Origin of the sequence: Curtobacterium sp. MCPF17_051 (assembly GCF_003234595.1) — a bacterium.
Classification (GTDB): Bacteria; Actinomycetota; Actinomycetes; order Actinomycetales; family Microbacteriaceae; genus Curtobacterium; species Curtobacterium flaccumfaciens.
On sequence record NZ_QKSE01000010.1, the window covers coordinates 152,512 to 172,093 of the forward strand.

The following is a 19,582-nucleotide window of genomic DNA, read 5'->3' on the forward strand; positions in this document are numbered from 1 at the left end:
TCGAGCCGCTCATCAGTTGTCCATAAGCCGTTCAGCCTGTTCTGTCATGTCCGGGCGCTCGGCCGGTTCCTGTGGGAGACCGACGATGTGGTCGAGCACCGCGGACGTGTCGGGATCGCGATCCAACCGGAGCGCACGGCGGAAAGCCCTGCGCTTGACGGCCAGATCGTAGGCATCGACGGTCGGTGTGAGCCACGCTCCCCGCCCCGGCATGACTGCCTTCGGATCCGCCACGACACGGCCGTCGCTCAGGGCGACGACTCGGAGGAGGGAGGATCGGGAAGCGCGACGACGACTGCCGATGCACGTTCTGACGGGAACCACTCTACTCCTTGCCTCGGACGTGCGCGATCCGGCGCGCCCTCGCAGGGCGCGCCGGGAGCGAAATCGTCCTAGTCCTCGCCGTCCAGGATGGAGTCCGGCTGGATGTCGATGCGGGCACCGGTGAGCTTCGCGGCGAGGCGGGCGTTCTGCCCTTCCTTGCCGATCGCGAGCGACAGCTGGTAGTCCGGCACGAGCGCGCGGACGGCCTTCGTCGAGGCGTCGAGCACGAACGCACTCGTCACCTTGGCCGGCGACAGGGCGCTCGCGACGAACGACGCCAGGTCGGACGAGTAGTCGACGATGTCGATCTTCTCGGCACCGAGCTCGTTCGTGACGGCGCGGACACGTGCGCCGAGCTCGCCGATGCAGGCACCCTTCGCGTTCACACCGGGCTCGTTCGCCTTGACGGCGATCTTCGTGCGGTGCCCGGCCTCGCGGGCGAGCGAGGTGATCTCGACGACACCGGACGCGATCTCCGGGACCTCGAGCGCGAAGAGCTTCCGGACGAGGCCCGGGTGCGTGCGCGAGACGATGATCTGCGGGCCCTTGTTGCCACGGGCCACGCTCGTCACGTAGACGCGGATGCGGGAGCCGTGCGTGTAGGACTCCCCCGGCACCTGCTCCTCGGGCGGCAGGATCGCCTCGATCGTGCCGAGGTCGACGTGCACCATCTTCGGGTTCGGGCCCTGCTGGACCACGCCCGCGACGATGTCGCCTTCCTTGCCGCGGAACTCGCCGAGGATCTTGTCGTCGCCGATGTCGCGCAGGCGCTGGTTGATGACCTGCTTCGCCGCGAAGGCCGCGATGCGTCCGAAGTCACTCGGCTGGTCGACGGCTTCACCGATGACGGTGCCCTCGTCGTCGAGCTCGGGGACGTAGACGCTGACCTCGCCGGACTTGCGGTCGAGCTCCACACGCGACTGCGCGTGGGCCGGCTCGCCGTTCTCGTCGGCGTGCTTCTGGTAGGCGGTCAGGATGGCAGATTCGATGATCTGGACGAGCTCGTCGAACGGGATCTCCCGCTCGCGCTCCATGAGTCGCAGGACTGCGAGATCGATCTTCACCGAGGTGCCTCCGTATTCAGATGAGTCGCTCCTGCGGGGTGGAACTGCGCAGAAGTCGGCCACAAGCCTACCCCAGAACCAGGAGACGGACAGGAGGCCCGTGGCGGCGTCGCCACGGGCCTCCTGTCCGTCAGGGGTCGCGTCTAGATCGCCCGGACCGCGTCGAGCAGGTCGGCCACCGGCACGTCGCGGCGGTCGCCGGTCGCGCGGTCCCACAGCTCGACGACGCCCTCGGCGGCGCCGCGGCCGGCGACGACGACGATCGGCATGCCGAGCAGCTCGGCATCGCGGAGCTTCACGCCGGGCGACACCTTCGGGCGGTCGTCGTACAGCACGTCGAACCGCTCGCCCTCGAGCTCGGCGACGACGGAGGCCGCCAGGTCGTAGGCGACCTGGTCACGTCCGGTGGCGACGATGTGCACGTCGAACGGCGCGACGTTCTTCGGCCAGACCAGGCCCTTCTCGTCGTTGTGGGACTCGGCCAGGATCGCGAGGATGCGGGTCACGCCGATGCCGTACGAGCCCATCGTGACCGTGGCGAGCTTGCCGTTCTCGTCCTGCACCTTGAGACCGAGCGCCTCGGCGTACTTCCGACCGAGCTGGAACACGTGCCCGATCTCCATGCCGCGAGCGGTCTCGAGCGGGCCGGAGCCGTCCGGGGACGGGTCACCGGCGCGGACGTCGGAGACCTCGACGACACCGTCGGCCACGAAGTCGCGGCCGGCGACGAGGCCGGAGACGTGCACGCCGCGCTCGTTGGCGCCGGTGATCCAGCTCGTGCCGTCGACCACACGGGGGTCGACGAAGTAGCGGATGCCGGTGGCGCTGTCGGCGCCGAGGACCTGCGGGCCGATGTAGCCCTTCACCAGGCCCCGGTGCTTCTTGAAGTCGTCGTCGCCGGCGGCCTCGACCTCGGCCGGGGCGAACGACACCTCGGCGCGCTTCAGGTCGACGTCGCGGTCACCGGGCAGGCCGACGACCACGACCTCGCGCGTGCCGTCGAGGTGGGTGAGCGCGAGGACGACGTTCTTCAGCGTGTCGGCCGCGGTCCACGGAGCACCATCGCGCGGCGCGACCTGGTTCGCGTGGGCGACGAGCGTGTCGATCGTCGGGGTGTCCGACGCCGGCAGCAGCACGGGCTCGGGCTGGCCCTCGATCGGCAGCGACTCGGGGACGGGGGTGACGTAGGCCTCGACGTTGGCCGCGTAGCCGCCGGCGCTGCGGACGAAGGTGTCCTCGCCGACGCCGATCGGGTGCAGGAACTCCTCGGACTTGGAGCCGCCCATCGCACCGGCGTCGGCCTTGACGATGACGTAGTCGAGGCCGAGGCGGGCGAAGATCTTCTCGTACGCGTCGCGCATGACCTGGTAGCTGCGCTCGAGGCCCTCGTCGGTGAGGTCGAACGAGTACGCGTCCTTCATGGTGAACTCGCGGCCGCGCAGGAGTCCGGCGCGGGGCCGGGCCTCGTCGCGGTACTTGTCCTGGATCTGGAACAGCGTCACCGGCAGGTCCTTGTAGGACGAGTACAGGTCCTTCACCAGGAGCGCGAACATCTCCTCGTGCGTGGGCGCGAGCAGGTAGTCGGAGCCCTTGCGGTCCTGCAGGCGGAACATGCCGTCGCCGTACTCGGTCCAGCGGTTCGTCGCCTCGTACGGCTCGCGCGGCAGCAGCGCCGGCAGCAGGACCTCCTGCGCACCGGCGGCGACCATCTCGTCGCGGATGATCGCCTCGATCTTGGCGCGCACGCGGAGTCCGAGCGGCAGCCAGGCGAAGATCCCCGGGGACTGGCGACGGACGTACCCGGCGCGGACGAGCAGCTTGTGGCTCGTCACCTCGGCGTCGGAGGGGTCGTCGCGGAGCGTACGGAGGAACAGATGCGAAAGCCGTGTGACCACGGGGCAAGCCTAGTGGCGGTGCCTGCCCGGTGCGTGCGGCCCCTCGCACCACGCGCGAGAACGACGCGTCGCGCGCCACGCGCGAGAACGACGCGTCGGGCGCCCACCGCGCGAGAACCGGCGCTAGACGGTCGTGACGACCTGGGGCGTGCCCGTGGCGGCGGCCGGACCCATCTCGTCCGCGATGCGGTTCGCCTCGTCGATCAGGGTCTGGACGATCTCGGCCTCGGGCACGGTCTTGACGACCTGGCCCTTGACGAAGATCTGCCCCTTGCCGTTGCCCGAGGCGACGCCCAGGTCGGCCTCGCGTGCCTCGCCCGGGCCGTTCACGACGCAGCCCATGACGGCGACTCGGAGCGGGACGGTCATGCCCTCGAGCCCCTTGGTGACGTCGTTCGCGAGCTGGTACACGTCGACCTGCGCGCGACCGCAGCTCGGGCAGGAGACGATCTCGAGCTTGCGCTCCCGCAGGTTGAGCGACTGCAGGATCTGCAGGCCGACCTTGACCTCTTGCGCGGGCGGGGCGGAGAGCGACACGCGGATGGTGTCGCCGATGCCCTCGGCCAGCAGGATGCCGAACGCGGTGGCGCTCTTGATGGTGCCCTGGAACTCCGGGCCGGCCTCGGTCACGCCGAGATGCAGCGGCCAGTCGCCGGCGGCGGCGAGCTGGCGGTAGGCCTTGACCATGACGATCGGGTCGTTGTGCTTGACCGAGATCTTGAAGTCGTGGAAGTCGTGCTCCTCGAACAGCGAGGCTTCCCACACGGCGGACTCGACGAGCGCCTCGGGGGTGGCCTTGCCGTACTTCTGCAGCAGGCTCGGCTCGAGCGACCCCGCGTTCACGCCGATGCGGAGCGAGACGCCGGCGTCCTTGGCGGCCTTGGCGATCGCGCCGACCTGGTCGTCGAACTTGCGGATGTTGCCCGGGTTGACGCGGACGGCGGCACAGCCGGCGTCGATCGCCTGGAAGACGTACTTCGGCTGGAAGTGGATGTCGGCGATCACGGGGATCTGCGACTTCTTCGCGATGATCGCCAGCGCGTCGGCGTCGTCCTGGGTGGGCACGGCGACCCGGACGATGTCGCAGCCCGAGGCCGTGAGCTCGGCGATCTGCTGCAGCGTCGCGTTGATGTTCGTGGTCTGCGTCGTGGTCATCGACTGCACGGACACCGGGGCGTCGCCGCCCACGAGCACCTTGCCGACCCGGATCTGCCGCGACTTGCGACGCGGAGCGAGGGTTTCGGGGGACTTGGGCATACCGAGGTTGACTGCGGGCACGTGAGCACTCTACGCGCTCGGTCTGACCGTGCCGGGTCCGGTCCCCGTGGGTCCGTTCAGAGGTCCCCGACCGAGTCCACGACGGTGATGAGCGGGGCGTAGAGCCGCATCGCCGCGAGCGCACGGTCGTGGTCCGCGTCGGTCCCGCCGGCGCAGGCGTCGGCCACGACGGTCACCGTCGCACCGGCGTCGGCCGCCGCCAGCGCGGTCGACAGCACGCAGCAGTCGGTCGAGACCCCCGTCAGCACCAGGTGCGGGTGGTCGCCGACGACGGCCCGGAGGCTCGTCCCCCACTTGCCGAAGGTCGGCTCCGTCACGACGGGGTCGTTCCGGTCCGCGGCGGCCGACGCGAACGGCTCGGTGAGCGCGTACAGCGGGTCGGCGTCCGGGACCAGTGCGAAGGGCCAGTCGCGGTAGTACGGCACCCACGCGCCCTCGGGCTGCGCCGGTGCCACGAAGCGGGTGAACACCGTGCGGCCCGTGAACCGCGGCAGGAGCCGCTCGACGCCGGCGCCGGCGTGGTCGTACCGCGGTGCGGCCCACGGGTTCTCGCCGGTGAAGACCTGCTGCATGTCGATGACGACGAGCCAGGCGTCGTCGCGGATCGCAGCGCTCATCGCAGGTTGTCCGGGGTGCCGAGTGCTTCCTGACGGCGGATCGACCCGCGCGCGAACAGCAGCGTGCCGAGGAACCCGACGACCAGGGCGACGAGGACGCCGAGGTTCGCGTACGCCCACGGCCCCTCGCGGCCACCGAGGCCGAACGGGCCGAGCAGGTAGCCCTGCCAGTTGAGCCAGGCGGGGACGCCGTAGGTGTTCGTCACGAGGCCCCACCCGAGCAAGGTACCGAGCACGACGAGCGCGATCGGCAGCCATCGGACATCGCCGTAGCGCCCGCGGCGGTCGTCGAGCTCGGCCTCGGCGTAGGCGCGTCGACGGAGCAGGACGTCGGCGACGAAGATCCCGGCCCACGCGGCGATCGGGACGCCGAGGGTCACGAGGAAGGCCTGGAACGGCGAGATGAAGTCCTGCGCGAAGAAGGCGACGTAGACGGCACCGGCGACCATGATCACACCGTCGACACCCGCGGCGGCCGGACGCGAGATCTTCACACCGACGCTCAGCAGTGCGAGGCCCGACGAGTAGATGTCGAGGACGGCTCCCCCGACGAGCCCGAGGATCGCCACGATCGCGAACGGGATGAGGAACCAGACGGGGAGCACCGTCGTGAGCGCGCCGATCGGGTCGGCTCCGATCGCGTCGTTCAGGTCCGGTGACGACCCCGCCAGCATCACGCCGATCACCACGAGGACTGCCGGTGCGAGGGCACCGCCGAACGTCGTCCAGCCGACGACACCGCCCGTCGAGGCGTTCCGTGGCAGGTACCGCGAGTAGTCAGCGGCGGCGTTCACCCAGCCGAGTCCGAACCCGGTCATCACGAGGACGAGCGCCCCGATGACGTTCTGCCCGCTGCCGGACGGGAGGGCACCGAGCGCTGCGAAGTCGATCGTCGGCGCGGCGAGCACGATGTAGACAACGGTCAACACGGCGGTGACGACGGTGATCACGGTCTGCAGGCGCATGATGACGTCGAACCCGGCGATGCCGGCTCCGACGATCAGTGCGGCGACCACGACGAGCGCGACGATCTTCGTCAGCACCCCGCCGTCCCAGCCGAGCTCGGTGAACACCGTCGAGGTCGCCAGGACCGCCAGCGCGGCGAGCGACGTCTCCCACCCGACGGTGAGGACCCAGCTGAGGAACGACGGCACGCGGTTGCCACGGACCCCGAAGGCCGCGCGGCTCAGCACCATCGTCGGCGCGGACCCGCGTTTGCCGGCGATCGCGACGACGCCGCACAGCAGGAACGAGAACACCACCCCGATGACCGAGACGATCGTCGCCTGGGCCAGCGAGATGCCGAAGCCGAGGACGAAGGAGCCGTAGCTCAGGCCGAGGACGGAGATGTTGGCGGCGAACCACGGCCAGAACAACCCCCTCGGGGTGCCCTTCCGGTCGGACTCGGCGATGACGTCGAGCCCCTGGCGTTCGACGGCGCGAACCTCGGGCGGGTTCGTGGCGGCTGTGCTCATGCGCTGAGCGTAGTGGCTCGGCAGCCCTACCCGAAGAGGTTCACCGGTCGAACGATGTCGGCGTAGATGAGCAGGGCGCTCATGCCCGCCAGCAGCACCACGACCACCATCGTCAGCGGCATCGTCTTCGCCAGGTCGATGGGCCCCGGGTCCGCCTTGCCGACGAGCTTGAACGAGCGTCGCTTGATCGCTTCCCAGAGCGCACCCGCGATGTGTCCGCCGTCGAGGGGCAGCAGCGGCACCATGTTCAGCACGAACAGGCCGATGTTGAGCGAGGCCAGCAGCCCGAGGATCGTGTACGCCTTGTCGACCACGGGGACACCGCTCATCGACGAGACCTCGCCGATCGCACGGCCCACGCCCACCACCGACACGGGGCTGTCCTGCGACCGCTCCTGGGCACCGAACGCGGCGTTCCACACCGCGACCAGGCGCTGCGGCAGGTCGATGATCAGGTGCGCCGACGCCGCGATCTGGGCGCCGGTCGCGGGCAGCACCTCGGCCGGGGACTGCCGCACCAGGGACTGCCCGATGCTGACGCCGACCACGCCGACGCGCTGGGTCTTCGTGGTGCCGTCGTCGTTCTCGACGACCTTGCCCTCGGCGTCGTAGACGTCGCGGGTGGCGGTCGTCGGGGTGATCTCGAGGGTCTTGCGGGCGCCGTCGCGCTCGACCACCACGGTGACCTGCTCACCGGCGGACTCCTGGAAGACCTCGGAGACGCGGGTGATCGTGGGGTCCTGCTCGCCGTTCACCGAGAGCACGACGTCGCCGGACTCGATGCCCGCCTGCTTCGCCGGCGACACGGCGTCGCCGGGCGAGCACTCGGTCGTCCGGCTGTTCGGCAGCACGCACTCGACGCTCGACGTGAAGGTCGTGGTCGGCGCCCCGAACCCGCACAGCAGGACACCGAACAGCACGATGCCGATCACCAGGTTCATGGCCGGGCCCGCGACCATCACGATGATCCGCTTCCACGGCGTCAGGCGGTAGAAGGCGCGGGAGTCGTCGCCACCGGAGTCCGCGATCTGCTCGGCGCTGGCCTGACGGGCGTCCTGCACGAACGCGCCGTACATGCCGGTGTTCGTGATGGCGTTCGCCCGGCCCGAGGCGCGCGGCTTGAGCATGCCGACCATCGAGATGTACCCACCGAGCAGGATCGGACGGATCCCGTACTCGGTCTCACCCCGCTTGAACGACCACATCGCCTTGCCGAAGCCCAGTGAGTACTGCGTCACCTTGACGTTGAAGAGCTTCGCGAAGGACAGGTGCCCCAGCTCGTGGAGTCCGATCGAGACCAGCAGGCCGATGATGAAGACGACCACGCCGAGGACGAAGAGCAGGACGGATTCGACGGTCACCGGGAAAGAGTACGGGACTGATTCCATGACGGAGCCGAGCGCCGTCTGAGAGGTGATCAGGGCCTCCCGTCCGTCGCCGTCCGCGGTCTGCCGCCTCCGCGTCGGACGGGAGGCGCGACTCGCGTCAGCGGGTCAGCGCGCGGTCCGCAGCGGTGCGCGCCCACTGCTCCGCCGCGAGCACGCCGTCGAGTGACGGCTCCCCCGCGGTGTGCTCCTCGACGATGCGCTCGACCGTGTCGACGATGTCCAGGAAACCGATCGCGCCGGCGTGGAACGCGGCGACGGCCTGCTCGTTCGCGGCGTTGAACACGGCCGGGAACGTCCCGCCCAGCTCGCCCACCCGCTTCGCGAGGGCGACGGCGCCGAAGGCGTCCTGGTCGAGGGGCTCGAACGTCCACGTGCTCGCGGTCGTCCAGTCGAGCGGCACGCCGACACCCGGCACCCGGTCCGGCCAGGCCAGGCCGAGCGCGATCGGCAGGCGCATGTCCGGCGGCGACGCCTGGGCGATGGTGGAACCGTCGACGAACTCGACCATCGAGTGCACGATGGACTGCGCGTGCACGGTGACGTCGATGCGGTCGTACGGCACGTCGAAGAGCAGGTGGGCCTCGATGACCTCGAGCCCCTTGTTCACCAGGGTGGCGGAGTTCGTCGTGACGACGAGCCCCATGTCCCAGGTGGGGTGCGCCAGCGCCTGGGCAGGGGTGACGTCGCGGAGCTGCTCGCGGGTGCGCCCGCGGAACGGGCCCCCGCTCGCGGTGAGGACGAGCCGCTGCACCTCGGTGTCGACGCCGGCGCGGAGCGCTTGCGCGATCGCGGAGTGCTCGCTGTCGACGGGCACGATCTGACCGGGCGCCGCGGCCTGCTGCACGAGGGAGCCGCCGACGATCAGGCTCTCCTTGTTCGCGAGGGCGAGCGTGGCACCGCTCTCGAGTGCGGCCAGCGTCGGACCGAGCCCGACCGAACCGGTGATGCCGTTGAGCACGACGTCGGCCTCGACGCTCCGGACGAGCCGCTCCGAGTCGGCCGCTCCGAACGCGGTGTCGCGCACGCCGAAGCGGGCGGCCTGCTCGGCGACGAGATCGCGGTTGCTGCCGGCGGTGAGGCCGACGACCTCGAACCGGTCGGGGTTGCGGGCGACGACGTCGAGCGCCTGGGTGCCGATCGAGCCGGTGCTGCCGAGGACGACGATGCGTCTGCGGTCCGGACCGGTGCTGCCGGGGCGGCCGTCCGTCACGGTCAGCCCTTGGCGAGGATGTCGACCACGAAGACGAGCGTGGCGTTCTTCGGGATGCCCGAGCCCTCCTGCGGGTTGGCGCCGTAGGCGTCCTCCGGCGTGGCGACGATCAGGACCTGTGAGCCGACCTTCTGCCCGACGAGCCCGGTGACGAAGCCCTTGATGAGTGCGCTCTCCGACACGGTGAAGGTGGTGGGGACGCCCTTCGACCACGAGGAGTCGAACTCCTTGCCGGTGTCGTAGACGATGCCCTTGTACTGCACGAGTGCGGTGTCGCCGTCGGCGATCTCGGTGCCGTCGCCCTGCTTCAGCACCTCGACCGTGGTCTTCGTGGGCGCCTTCACGCCGTCGGGAACCGTGATCTCCGGCTCACCCGAGGCCTTGTCCTCGACCGTGGGCAGGGCCGGGTCCTGGTCCCGCGGGGTGCCGGTCGCCTTGGTCGGCGTCTGCGCGACGACGTCCGCGACCACGACGATCTCGCCGCCGGTGTTGAAACCGAGTGCGGAGGACTGTCCGACCGCGGCGATCCGGTCGCCCACCTTCGAGCAGGCGAGGAGCGCGCCGAAGCCCGACCCGCCGACGGACAGGACCTGCGGGTTGCCCTCGTCGAAGCCGACGGTACCGAGCTTCTTGGCGTCCGACGTCTCGTACACGCTGTAGGACACCTGCGCGTAGTCGCCCTCGTCGAGCGCCGCGCCCTTCCCCTTCACGAGCCGGGTGGCCTGCGGCGTCTTCGCGGACAGGCCCGAGGCGAACTTCACCGTCGGGGCCTTCGTGCCACCGAACGACCCGGTCGCCTCGACGGCGTCGGAGGACTTCCCCGGGTCTGGGCAGGAGGTGATCGCCGAGGCCGTGGCACTGGCCGACGGGGTCGGCGAGGCCGAGGACCCGTCCGAGCCGGAGCCGGAGCAGGCGGCGAGTCCCAGCACGACGGCGGGGACGATGGCGATCGGGAGCAGGCGGAGACGCTTCACGAGGACCTAGTCTGCCCCACCAGTCGAAGAGTCCCCTGCCAATGACGCAGGTCGGACGACCAGCTGCGGCTCGTGGTGCACCGGGAACGCCACGGACCGCGCGATGAAGCAGAGCTGGTTCGCGGTGACGTGTGCGGCTTCGGCGTCCTCGACGCGGTCGGCCTCGAGGATCGTGACGACCGGGTGCAGGGTCGCCTCGGTCAGTTCGCCCGAACCGTCACGGTTCAGGCGGAGCGACGCGGTCGCGGTGTCCTGGTAGTCCACGACGGTGAAGCCCTTCGTGACCGCGACGTGCAGGTAGCTGAGCATGTGGCACTGGGCGAGCGCCGCGAGCACCATCTCCTCGGGGTTCCAGCGGTCACGGTCCCCGCGGAACGTCGGGTCGGCGGAGCCGGGGATGTCGGGCCTGCCCGTCGCCGAGACCACGTGTTCGCGGCCGTAGTCGCGGTACCCGGACGTGCCGGTCCCGCGGTCGCCGGTCCAGCTGACGGAGACCTCGTAGGAGTGGTCGTGCACGGGTGCGCCCCTTCGCCTTGGCTAGCATGGCGGCATGACGGTGAGCCCCGAAGTCCGCAGTGATCGCCATCCTCTCACCGCCGACGGTTCCGTCGAGCTGGCGGTGCTCGAACGCTCAGGGTTCGACGAGAGCCGACACATCGGCGCCGGCGTCGTCGTCGACGCGACCGGCACGGTGATCGACTCCGTGGGCGACGTGACGGCGAGCATCTACCCGCGTTCCACCATGAAGCCGTTCCAGGCCCTGGCGGTCCGACGTGCCGGTGCGCTGTTCTCGGACGAGGAGCTCGTCCTCACCACGGCGAGCCACGCCGGTACCGCGGCGCACCAGGCGCTCGCCCTGCACATGCTCGAGTCCTTCGACCACGTCGAGGCCGACCTCGGCTGCCCGCCCGACATGCCGTTCGACCGCGGCACCGCCCGCACGATGGACGGACCCCGCCGACTGGCGATGAACTGCTCCGGCAAGCACGCCGGCATGCTCGCGGCCTGCCGGGTGAACGGGTGGGACGAGGCCACCTACCTCGACATCGAGCACCCGTTGCAGCAGCGGGTGCGTTCCGTGGTCGAGGAGTACACGCACGAGACCGTCGACCTGGTCGGCACGGACGGCTGCGGCGCCCCCGTGTTCCCGCTGACCCTGACGGGGCTGGCACGCGGGTTCGCCGGCGTCGTGGCACGGGCCGACGACGACTCCGCCGCGCTGACCGACGCGGTCCTGGCGCACCCGTGGGCGATCGATGGCGTCGGGCGCGCGAACACGGTCACCATCGAGCGGCTGCAGGTGCTGGCGAAGCTCGGTGCCGAGGGCGTCATGGTCATGGGGTTGCCCGGCGGCGCCGCGGTGGCGGTGAAGGTGCTCGACGGCTCGCAGCGGGCCGGCACCCTGGCAGCACTGGCCCTGCTCGAGCGGAACGGCCTCGTGGCGTCCGACGGTGTGGCCGAGGTGCTCGAGGCGACCGGTGAGCGGGTGCTCGGTGGTGGCGTCCCCGTCGGTGCGGTGCGCGCCGGCGCCGGGCTGCGCTGATCCGTCGCGAGTGCTGTTCCTCGGTCGGCGCTGATACCCGGACCGCGCTGGTCATCGGTCCGCACTGACGGGGTCGGGGGCGAGGACCGGCAGCGCCGGGGACACGCGGACGACCCCGTGGCCGTCGAGTCGACGGACGGAGCAGCCGTACCGCGAGACCTCGACGGTGACGTCCCGGTGTCGGGGCGCTGCTCCGAGTCCGGGGACGAGCACCACCGTGCCGAGCGGTCGGCCGTCGGCGCCCATCCACACCGCGATCGAGGTCCCCGACGGAAGGGTCTCCGCTGACGGCGTGCTCGGGGTGGTCGGGGCCGGATCGTCGCTGCCGGAGCCCGCTGCGTCGAGGACTCCTGGCGCGACGGCCCATCGCAGATCGTCGTCGGCGTGGACGGCAGCGGCTCGGAGCTGCTCGGCGAGCCCGCGGAACACCGCGACGGCGAGTGCTCCGGCACCGACGACCACCACGTGGGACCCGGCGTCGACGCGGAGCAGGTCACCGCCCGGCCCGTGCCCGAGGACGAGTGCCGGCAGGCCGTCACCGTCCTCGGGGGTCGGTCCCATCGGCTGCTCCGGCGCGCCGAGCGGATCGGCCGCGGCGGGTTGGTCCGGCCCGTGCGGCGCAACGACCTGGGCCGGACGGGTTCCGGGATCCGGCGGCGCCGACTGGTGCAGCACCACGTCGACCAGGGCGCAGCACGCACCCGCCCCGAGCAGGACGGTCTGCCCCGCGCCACCGATCGGCGCGAGGACGCCGGCCACGACGAGCGCGACCGCGGCCCCCACGATCACACAGCGGGCGGTGAAGCGGGTCATGTCCCCATCGCACCAGGTACGAAGGGCCCAGCGCTGGTCCGCGACGGATCTGTGGAGAAGTCGCCTACTGCACGAGGAAGAACTGCTCACCGATGTCGACGCGGGCGCCACGCTCGACGCGGTACCGCCGACCGGGCTCGCAGCGGCGGATCGATCCATCGATGTGCCGGACCACCGTGCCGTTGCCGGAGAACCGGTCGGAGACCCACAGGTCGTCGCCGTCGCGGCCGAGCTCGAGGTGGGTCTTCGACACGGACTTGCCCGGGTCGTGCACGGTCAGCAGGTCGTCGTACCGCTCCCCCGGCTGCGGTCGCGGCAGGCGTCCGAGCAGGCCGGTGCCGTGCACCCCGAGCCGTTCACCCGTGCTGAAGTGCAGGACGAACGGCGCCCGGGTCGGGGTCTTCGCGACGATGCGGGTCTCGTCGACGTCGTCGTCGGCGTCGTCATCGGCGTCGTGGAGCGCATCGGCTCCGGCGTTCGACTCCGACCGGCTCGCCGGCGGGAACGGCAGCGCGGGTCCGGTCGCTCCGGGGATCGGGGGCAGCGGTGCAGCCACGGGCGCACCGGTGGTGGTGGCGGACGGCGCGGAGGACGGGACGGTCGCGGAACCGGGCACCGGCGGGAGTGGGGTGCGCGGCACGGCGGACGCCTCGGGCTCGCCCACCGGGGCAGCGTGCGCCCCTCGGGGGCGACGGCCCGCACCGGACTGCTCGACCCCGGCGCGGAGCGACTCGTCGTCCACCCGGGCCTCGTCGTTCGGCTCGTCGCCCTGCTCGTCGCGTGCAGTGATCTCGTCGGAGCTGTTCTCGTCGGAGCCGCTCTCGTCGGACTCGTCCGAGCCCGCGGGCTCAGACGATCCACCGGCCGGCTCGTCCGCATCGTCGGTCGTTCCGGACGTCTCGGTGCCGTCAGACCCCTGGGCGCCGTCAGACCCCTGGGTGCCGTCGGATCCCTCTGCTGCCCAGTCGGGTCGGGTCATCGGCAAGGGCATGACGGGGCCGGTGAAGGCCGCGGTGACCGCCGGGCGGACGGCTCCGCACTCGCCGCAGAAGATGTCGTCGGGCTCGAGCCGGTTGCCACAGACGTGGCAGATGGTCGTCTCGTGCATGCCGGGGGTGACGAGCGGGGCCGGACGCGGCGGCCGTCGATCGATGAGCGGCTCGACCACGGCGGTGTCCCCGGGCTGCGGGGGCGACACGACGGCGGGGCGGTCGTCCGCGGCACTCGTCTCCGACGCCGCCACGATCACGTCGTCGCGCTCCGGCTCGGAGCCGGCCTGGGCATCCTGTTCCCGCTGTGCGCCCTGTGGTTCCGACGCAGGAGCCGCGGCGCCCTGCTCGGTGGCCGGTTCGGCAGCTGCTCCTGGCCCCGGCGGAACGACCGGCTCCGACGGCGTCTCGGCAGCCGGGGTACCGCGGCCCACCCACCAGGAAGGACCGGCGGGTGCCGCTGGGGGTGCGGTGGCGGCTGGCGGCGCCCACACGGGCAGAGCGGGCTCCGCGGTGTGCGGAGGTGCGACGGGCTGCTGCGCCGTCTGCTCAGGAGCGGGCGACGCGGCATCACGCACCGGGGTCGCGGGCGTCGCTGGGCGACCGGGAGCCGGGGCGATGCGGGTGCGCTCGGGATCGTCGGCGTCGAGGGGCTCGGACGGGTAGGCGTCGGGGTCGAGAGCCGGCTCCGGATCCGACTGGCCCGGCGCACCCGACCAGTCCCCGAGTCCGGATCCGGCGCCGTGCACGTGTGAGGGCGCCTGGCGCGGTGCGAAGTCGTCGGGACGCTGCACCGGCACGGGTGCCGGCGGTTCGGTTCCACGGCGGTCGGCACCGGTGAGCCAGGCGCGGGTGGCGGGATCGAGCGTGGCTTCGGGCAACCAGGCGTCGGAGGCCGGGTCGGACCGTCGGCCATGGGCGTCGGGCTGCTGCAACGGTGGCGGCGGTGCCTGTTCGACGGGGGTCGGCGCGACCGGGCGACGGCTCGCCGCGGCGGTGACCGCGCGTCCGCACTCACCGCAGAAGATCGCTCCGTCCGGGAGCATCGATCCGCAGTGTTCGCATCTGATCACGTGGTGCCTCTGTCCTCACTCGGCCGTCCACGACGCTCGTCCGGCCTCTGGACATCGTAGTCGCCGTGCCCCGACGCAGTCTGGCCGTCGGTCACACGACGGGACCGTGGCGTCGGACGACGCCCGGTTCCCCGCAGCGACCGGAGTGACACGGCGGTGCGGAACCGCTCCCGACGGCTCCGCCCGGTCCGGAGCGAAGCGATCGCGTCGTCCGTCGCCGCCCACATGCGATCGGCGGTCGTCTGGTCGGCGTCGCTCGGGCCGAACACCGCACGGTCGGCCAGTGCCGCGAGTCCGGCGCCGCCGTCACCCGGTGCACCGACCACGGCTTCACGTCGGGTGGCGGAACGCCGCACGTCGTGCCCGCGGTCGAGCAGCGCGTCGCGGTACTCGTCCCAGGCACCGACGATGCGACCCCGGTGCGTGGTGGCGTTCCGTCGTCGTCGCCGTCGCAGTCGCTTCAGCAGCACGATCACGGCGAACGGCAACAGGACCAGTGCGACCACGCCGAGGGTCCCGAGGGCCCAGGGCAGCACGGCGAGCAGGATCCGGAGCCAGAGCGGCTGCACCGGCGGCGTGTTCCGGTCGCTCTCGGGCGGCGTCTGCTGGTCCTGGTCCTGCTGGTCCACCGGGGGCGGCGGCACGACCGTCTCCGGTCGGGTCACCGGCTGCGGGGTCTGCTGCTGCTCGTCCGGGATCTCACGCACCTCGGGGTTCGGGTTGAGCATCACCCACCCCCACTGCGCGGTGTCCACCTCGACGCGTGCCGTGACGTCGGACCCACGGAAGGTCATCGTCCCGCCACGCGCTGCGGTGCCGTCGCTGCCCGAGTCACCCCCGGCCGTGAAGCCCATCACGACCCGCGCGGGGAACCCGAGCTGGTCGGCCATCAGCGCGGCCGCCGCGGCGTACTGTTCCTGGTCACCGATCATCAGGGGCGCGGTGAGGAGCTCCTGGACGCGGTCGGCGCCGTGGCCGGACCGACTCATCCGGTCGTCACCGACACCGTGACTGACGTACCCCTTCCGCTGCAGTGCCTGCACCGCGGCGAGGAGCTTCGCGCCGGGTGCCGACACGTCCTCTGTCGTCGACTCGACGGTGTCGCGCACGGCGTCGGGGACGTCCCGTGCGGTGGGAACCGCGGCGCTCCCTGGCCGCGCGGTGGCCAGCTGCCGTTCCGTCGGCTGGTCGGGCAGCACCGCCGTCAGGTCGTAGGACGTGCCGTCCCCCACTCCGCCGACCACGGCGCCGGTGCCGGTCGATCCGTTGTAGAAGAAGGCGCCGCGCTCGTCGTCCGCGTCCTGCCCGGTGAACTCCACGCGCTCCAGGGCGCCGACCGTCGGCAGCCACACACCGCGGTACCCGTCGACCGTCACACCGACGTCGACCGTGGTGCCCCGGACGCCACGGACGTCGACGGCGGTCGGCACGCGTTCGAAGGTGCCCGAGCCCGCCGAGCCGTCGGCGCCGCCGACCCGGTAGACCACGCCGTCGTAGGTGTCGAGCGTCGCGATGCGGACGAACCCGCCCTCGGGCAGGCCGGTCACCCGGAGCTGGATCGCGTCCGAGGCAGTGGGTTCCTCGTAGGCGCGGAATCCGCTGAGCGGACTGACGTAGTCGCGGGGGTCGAACGGCTTCACGACGTCGGTGCGCGCGACGGTGCGGTCACCGGAGGGCGGTGCGACCAGGCCGAGGCCGGTCGCGACGACCGCCGCGGCCACGATGGTGCCGGTGCCCACGAGCGCGGGTCGGACGATGGACCGTGCGACCGGCACCCGTGAACCGATGGTGGTCGCCACGGCGACCGCACGACGCGCGTGCCGGACCGTCAGCGCCCAGACGAGGGCGAGACCGACCAGGACGACCGCCGTCACGATCGACGTGTCGAGCCGGCTCGGCCCGACGACCACCCCCACCGCGAAGAGCACCAGCGCCGGGATGCTCGCGAGTTCCTGCCGGGAGGCGCGGGTCGCCACGCTCACGGCGGTCACCGTCGCCACGAGCAACGTCACGAAGTAGGGCACGAGGAGCGCTTCGTAGGAGCCCACCGGGAGGCTGATGGTCACCAGCTGCTTCCAGCCGAGGGCGACGCCGGCGAAGAGGTCGAGGAGTCCGTGTCCGGTGGGCAGCAGGCCGTTCGCCTGGCTCGGCACGGCGGCGGGGACGCCGGTCAGCGTGAACGCGGCGACGGTCGCGATCGCCACGACGGCCGTCGGGAGCCGGAGCAGGGTGCCGAGGAGCGCGACGATCGTGCCGATGACGATCGCGGTGACCGCGGCGGTGATCATCGCGCCGTCCCGGTACACCGGCCACCAGGACGTGCTCGCGACGGCCAGCAACAGCCAGACCGCCAGCGTGCCGCCGGCGAGGCGGAACGGGACGAGCCGACGGGCACCGCGACGGTCGGATCGCCGGGTCGAGCGTCTCGCCCGGTCCGCCGCAGGGGCCGGGTTGGTCACGGGTGCGGCGCTCATGCTGCCGACGCCGATCGGTGCAGGGCGTGCCGGAGGTCGTCCAGGTAGCCGATGGTCATCACGGTCAGACCCGCGACACGCAGGAACCGCGGCTGGGCCTCGGGCTCGCAGATCACCGCGACGACCTCCACCCCGACGGGGAACCGCGTGGCGGCGAGTCGGAGCGCGGGCAGGCCGACGGTCGAGCCCACGACGAGGAACGCGACGGAGATGCCGTCGGTGTCGCTCCCGACGATCCGGGAGACCTCGGCGATCGGCAGGCACGCGTCGGCGAGGCCGACCGAGGCGAAGTCGTCGAGCAGGCGCGTCGGCGTGACGGTGGGGAGCGTCCGGACGGCGTACACCGCACGCTTCGCGAACTCCGGCGTGCGCTGGGACACCACGACCGAGACCTCACGGCCGTCGCGGATCGCCCGCGCGCCGAGGGAAGCGGCCGCGCTCACCGCGAGCTCGAACTCCTCGTCGTCGGCGAACTCTCCGCGCGCGATGCCGAGCGCGACGACGAGGTGCGAGCGACGGGTGTCCTCGAACTGCCGGACCATGAGCGCGCCGGACTTCGCCGTCGACTTCCAGTGGATGGTGCGCGGGTCGTCGCCGGGCATGTACTCGCGGATGGCGTGGAAAGCGATGTCCGCGGGCGACAGGTCGGTCGTCGCCTGCCCCTCGAGGTCGCGCACCAGGCCTGTGCTCGTCGACGGGATCGCGATGGTGCGCGGGTGCACGATGACCTGCTCGCGGGCGGTCCAGACGAGCTCACGGCGGACGAGTCCCACCGGGTCTGCGCGGACCCCCGTCACGGGCCCGACGTCGAGCACCCCGCGGCGGAGCGTCGGGACCGGGACCTGGCGCTCGAAGGTGCCGTGCGGCCCGATGGCCGGGATCGCGACGTCGACCAGGCCTGATCCGACCGGCACCTCGACGGTGGTCGGCACCGACGGCAGGCGCGTGGGGTTCTCGGCCGTGATGATCACGCCAGCGTCGTCGCCGACCGCCACACGGTGCTGCGGCAGCCGCATCCGGATGGCCAGCCGCGACCGGCCGATCAACGCCACCGCAGCGACCACCGCGAGCACGGCGCCGGCGAACCCGACGACGACGACCTCCCGCAGGCCGAACCGGTAGCCGGCCACGAACGCGACGAGCGTCAGCGCGGCGACCGTCCACCCGAGCCCGGTGACGACGGACGAGACCTCGCCCCAAAGACGCAGGACGAGCCTCCAGGCCGTTGCCCAGAGCCGGACGATCCCGATGACCGCATCCGCTGCGACACCCTCGCGGTCACCGACGATCCGCGTCCGGACGTTGGTCATGCCGGTGACCGTCCCCGTGCGCTCGTACGCCGCCGTGCCACGACGCGACCGCGTCGAGGACGGACGGCGTGAGCGCGTGGAGACGGGCCGGCGGTCCGTCACGTCGTGACTCGGTCGGCGGGCGGCGGGGTCTCCACCAGGAGCTGCGCGATGACGCTCGGTGCGCTGACGCCGTCGAACTCGGCCTCAGCGTCGAGCACCAGGCGGTGCGCGAGGACCGGGACGGCCAGCGCCTTCACGTCGTCCGGTGTGACGTAGTGGCGACCACTCAGCGCCGCGAGGACACGGGAAGCACGGATCAGACCCATCGCCCCGCGGACGCTGACGCCGAGCCGGACCTCGCTCGCGGAGCGGGTCGCGTCCACCAGGCGGGCGACGTAGTCGGCGATCACGGCGTCGACGTGCACGGTGCGCGCCAGGGCGGCCATCTCGGTGATGGTCGCGGCGGGCACGACGCTCGCCAGCGGGACCGACGCCGACGGAGCCGACGAGGTCTCGAGGATCTTCACCGTCGCGGCGTGGTCGGGGTAGCCGATGGACGTCTTCATGAGGAAGCGGTCGAGCTGCGCCTCGGGCAGGCGGTAGGTGCCGGCCTGCTCGATCGGGTTCTGGGTCGCGATGACCATGAACGGCGCAGCGAGACGGTGGTTGACGCCGTCGACCGTGATCGCGGACTCCTCCATCGCCTCGAGCAGCGCGGACTGGGTCTTCGGGCTCGCACGGTTGATCTCGTCGGCGAGCACGATGTTCGCGAAGACCGGCCCGCGGTGGAAGTCGAACTCCTGCGTCCGTTGGTCGTAGACGCTGATGCCGGTGATGTCGCCCGGCAGCAGGTCGGGGGTGAACTGGATGCGGTTCGTGGAGCCCTGCACGCTCTGCGCCATCGCTCGGGCGAGGCTCGTCTTGCCCGTGCCGGGGACGTCCTCGAGGAGCAGGTGCCCCTCGCTGAGCATCGCCGTGACCGCGAGGCGGATCACGAACGTCTTCCCGAGGAGCACCTGCTCGACGTTGGTCACGATGCGGCCTGCGACGTCGGCGAACCAGGTGGCCTGCTCCGGGGTCATGCTCATGCGGGGTGGTCCTTCGGTCGTGGCGGGAGGGCGGCGTGGGCGGGTCCGGGCGGCGGGGGTCAGCCGCCGGGGGCTGGTTCCGGGG

Annotated in this window: 16 protein-coding genes; 1 reads left to right on the plus strand and 15 read right to left on the minus strand. The window is 71.8% G+C overall.

Annotated features, from left to right (window positions below):
• Positions 1 to 12: 12 nt before the first annotated feature.
• From DEJ35_RS09780 to DEJ35_RS09825, 10 genes are all read right to left on the minus strand, one after another.
• Positions 13 to 324: a YlxR family protein gene (locus tag DEJ35_RS09780; protein ID WP_031259737.1), complete on the minus strand. Its 312-nt coding sequence runs from the start codon at positions 322 to 324 to the stop codon at positions 13 to 15.
• Between the two features lie 68 nt (positions 325 to 392).
• A complete protein-coding gene (gene nusA / locus DEJ35_RS09785) occupies positions 393 to 1,388 on the minus strand; it encodes a transcription termination factor NusA (protein ID WP_027465762.1) in 996 nt (331 codons plus the stop codon).
• Positions 1,389 to 1,531: 143 nt separating this feature from the next.
• Positions 1,532 to 3,283, minus strand: coding sequence for a proline--tRNA ligase (locus tag DEJ35_RS09790; protein ID WP_110858991.1), 1,752 nt, complete (start codon positions 3,281 to 3,283; stop codon positions 1,532 to 1,534).
• Between the two features lie 123 nt (positions 3,284 to 3,406).
• Entirely contained in the window at positions 3,407 to 4,561 is a 1,155-nt protein-coding gene (gene ispG, locus DEJ35_RS09795) for a flavodoxin-dependent (E)-4-hydroxy-3-methylbut-2-enyl-diphosphate synthase (protein ID WP_181430089.1), read from the minus strand.
• 56 nt (positions 4,562 to 4,617) lie between these two features.
• Entirely contained in the window at positions 4,618 to 5,178 is a 561-nt protein-coding gene (locus tag DEJ35_RS09800) for a cysteine hydrolase family protein (protein WP_111090432.1), read from the minus strand.
• Positions 5,175 to 6,653 (minus strand): cytosine permease, encoded by a 1,479-nt coding sequence (locus tag DEJ35_RS09805; protein ID WP_111090433.1) that lies wholly within the window; start codon positions 6,651 to 6,653, stop codon positions 5,175 to 5,177. The genes DEJ35_RS09800 and DEJ35_RS09805 overlap by 4 nt, the downstream gene beginning before the upstream one ends.
• A 26-nt stretch (positions 6,654 to 6,679) precedes the next feature.
• A complete protein-coding gene (locus DEJ35_RS09810) occupies positions 6,680 to 8,014 on the minus strand; it encodes an RIP metalloprotease (protein ID WP_181435558.1) in 1,335 nt (444 codons plus the stop codon).
• A 124-nt stretch (positions 8,015 to 8,138) separates the two neighbouring features.
• Positions 8,139 to 9,251: a 1-deoxy-D-xylulose-5-phosphate reductoisomerase gene (dxr, locus tag DEJ35_RS09815; protein ID WP_111123640.1), complete on the minus strand. Its 1,113-nt coding sequence runs from the start codon at positions 9,249 to 9,251 to the stop codon at positions 8,139 to 8,141.
• 2 nt (positions 9,252 to 9,253) lie between these two features.
• The gene (locus DEJ35_RS09820; RefSeq protein WP_111192651.1) at positions 9,254 to 10,225 is read right to left on the minus strand and encodes an FKBP-type peptidyl-prolyl cis-trans isomerase; all 972 of its coding nucleotides are present in this window, start codon (positions 10,223 to 10,225) and stop codon (positions 9,254 to 9,256) included.
• Positions 10,226 to 10,231: 6 nt separating this feature from the next.
• Positions 10,232 to 10,741, minus strand: coding sequence for an OsmC family protein (locus DEJ35_RS09825; protein WP_111192652.1), 510 nt, complete (start codon positions 10,739 to 10,741; stop codon positions 10,232 to 10,234).
• A gap of 34 nt (positions 10,742 to 10,775) precedes the next feature.
• Here DEJ35_RS09825 and DEJ35_RS09830 point away from each other — a divergent pair, with 34 nt between their 5' ends.
• Positions 10,776 to 11,768 (plus strand): asparaginase, encoded by a 993-nt coding sequence (locus tag DEJ35_RS09830; protein ID WP_111090436.1) that lies wholly within the window; start codon positions 10,776 to 10,778, stop codon positions 11,766 to 11,768.
• A gap of 51 nt (positions 11,769 to 11,819) precedes the next feature.
• Here the strand turns inward: DEJ35_RS09830 and DEJ35_RS09835 are convergent, their stop codons facing one another.
• The 5 genes from DEJ35_RS09835 to DEJ35_RS09855 all read right to left on the minus strand — a co-directional run bounded on the left by DEJ35_RS09835 (position 11,820) and on the right by DEJ35_RS09855 (position 19,497).
• Positions 11,820 to 12,581, minus strand: coding sequence for a hypothetical protein (locus DEJ35_RS09835; protein WP_110859000.1), 762 nt, complete (start codon positions 12,579 to 12,581; stop codon positions 11,820 to 11,822).
• Positions 12,582 to 12,645: 64 nt separating this feature from the next.
• Positions 12,646 to 14,643, minus strand: a complete 1,998-nt coding sequence (locus tag DEJ35_RS09840) for a zinc-ribbon domain-containing protein (RefSeq protein ID WP_111192653.1) — start codon at positions 14,641 to 14,643, stop codon at positions 12,646 to 12,648.
• Positions 14,640 to 17,117 (minus strand): transglutaminaseTgpA domain-containing protein, encoded by a 2,478-nt coding sequence (locus DEJ35_RS09845; protein ID WP_111090439.1) that lies wholly within the window; start codon positions 17,115 to 17,117, stop codon positions 14,640 to 14,642. The genes DEJ35_RS09840 and DEJ35_RS09845 overlap by 4 nt, the downstream gene beginning before the upstream one ends.
• On the minus strand, positions 17,114 to 18,427 hold the full coding sequence (locus DEJ35_RS09850; RefSeq protein WP_258370294.1) for a DUF58 domain-containing protein: 1,314 nt from the start codon (positions 18,425 to 18,427) through the stop codon (positions 17,114 to 17,116). The genes DEJ35_RS09845 and DEJ35_RS09850 overlap by 4 nt, the downstream gene beginning before the upstream one ends.
• 98 nt (positions 18,428 to 18,525) lie before the next feature.
• Positions 18,526 to 19,497, minus strand: a complete 972-nt coding sequence (locus DEJ35_RS09855; RefSeq protein WP_110859004.1) for a MoxR family ATPase — start codon at positions 19,495 to 19,497, stop codon at positions 18,526 to 18,528.
• Positions 19,498 to 19,582 lie beyond the last annotated feature (85 nt).